Genomic DNA, 1,817 nt, shown 5'->3' with positions numbered 1-1,817 from the left:
GGCAGGAAAGCTCCTGCCGATTTTACATTATTATCATATCGCCTGTTCACCCTTGTCTTTTGTTCTGATTCTCACAGCATCTTCAACAGGAATAACAAATATCTTTCCATCCCCTACACTTCCTGTGTAAGCCTTCTCCAGTATGACATTGATTACTTTGTCAACAAGGCTATCAGGCACAACAACTTCAATCTTTATCTTTGGTATAAATATCACTTCAAGCTCATAGCCTCTGTAAATCTCTACATGACCTTTCTGCCTGCCAAATCCCTTTACATCTGTCACTGTCATTCCCTGAATGCCTGCTAAAACAAGCGCTTCCTTTACTTCTTCAAATTTAAAGGGTTTAATTATTGCCTCAATCTTTTTCATTGTATTCCTCCTTTTTATATGTTATATGCTCTTTCACTGTGCTGGGATGCGTCAAGCCCTGTAATTTCCTCTTCCTCTGTAACTCTGACCTTCATGAATATTCTTAGCACGAAAAATATTAACGCAGTCATTATAGCTGTGTAAACTATAGTAACTAAAACAGCTATACTCTGTGTCCATAGCTGACCTGGATTTCCATAGAGCAGCCCTTTCCCAGTTTCATTAACTAAAGGGTCTGCAAAAACTCCTGTAAGAATTGCACCCAGTATTCCTGCAACACCGTGAATCCCAAATACATCAAGGGCATCATCATATCCTATCTTTGGTTTCATTGCAGTGACAGTAAAGTAGCATACAAACCCTGCAACAGCACCAATTACAATTGAACCTACAATATTTACAAATCCTGCTGCTGGCGTAATTGCAACAAGACCTGCGATCATTCCTGATGTAAGACCAAGCACAGTTGGCTTCTTTGTTACTGCCCACTCTGTAAACATCCATGCAAGAGCTGCCACTGCTGTTGCAGTATTTGTGTTAATGAATGCCTGTGCAGCGAGAGCATTTGATGCAGCTGCACTTCCTGCATTAAATCCAAACCATCCAAACCACAGAAGTGCAGCACCAATTGCTACCAAAGTAAGATTGTTTGGCAGAAGAAGAGTATTTTTTCTTTTACCAAGAATAAGCACTCCAACTAAAGCCGCTATACCAGCGTTTATATGAACAACTGTTCCACCTGCAAAATCAAGAGCACCCATCTTCGCAAGAAATCCTCCACCCCATACCCAGTGTGCTACAGGGACATAAACAAGGCTCACCCACAAAACTGAAAAAAATACCCAGGCTGAAAACTTCATCCTCTCAATGTATGCACCACTTATCAAAGCAACAGTAATGGCAGCAAAAGTAAGCTGGAACACGCAGAACAAAACCTCAGGTATTGTTCCCTGAAGTGAGTTCATTTTAACTCCTGATAAAAATGCCTTATCAAGATAGCCGATTATTCCTGCAAAATCTCCTGAAAATGTAAGGCTGTATCCATAAAGCACCCACAGTAAGCTCACAAGGCAATAACTCACAAAGCTCATTGCAATCGTGTTAAGAACATCTTTTTTCTTTGCCAGTCCACCATAAAACAATGCAAGTCCGGGCACTGTCATTAGCATAACAAGAGCAGTTGCACAATCATCCATGCTGTGTCACCTGTGTCAAGCTTTGGCTGAGGCTCAGCCTGAGCAGCTGTTTCAGCAAATATTAGATTCGTTGAAATTGCTAAAATCATCATTGTTAATATGAATATGCTAAATAACTTTTTCATCTTATTCCTCCTTAAAAATTAAATGTTATGTTAATTCCTGTTACCCATGTATTATCAAGATGTCCATTGGGATTGTAAGAATTTCCATCCACGATTCTTTTTGCCTTGTTTGAAAGTGGAAACC

Annotated in this window: 1 protein-coding gene and 1 pseudogene; both read right to left on the bottom strand. The window is 40.0% G+C overall.

All coding sequences use genetic code 11. The annotated features are described in order from the left end of the window. Positions 1 to 33: 33 nt before the first annotated feature. Positions 34 to 372 carry a P-II family nitrogen regulator gene (locus ACP5O9_RS04590; protein ID WP_428723520.1) on the bottom strand — a complete coding sequence of 113 codons (339 nt, stop codon included), beginning with the start codon at positions 370 to 372 and terminating at the stop codon, positions 34 to 36. 14 nt (positions 373 to 386) lie between these two features. Continuing rightward, positions 387 to 1,657: pseudogene (locus tag ACP5O9_RS04585) on the bottom strand (ammonium transporter). Positions 1,658 to 1,817 lie beyond the last annotated feature (160 nt).

This window comes from Thermodesulfovibrio sp. (genome assembly GCF_049969575.1).
GTDB classification, from domain to species: Bacteria; Nitrospirota; Thermodesulfovibrionia; order Thermodesulfovibrionales; family Thermodesulfovibrionaceae; genus Thermodesulfovibrio; species Thermodesulfovibrio obliviosus.
The sequence above is the reverse complement of the archived record's forward strand: the minus strand, read 5'-3'. Positions and strand labels throughout refer to the sequence as shown.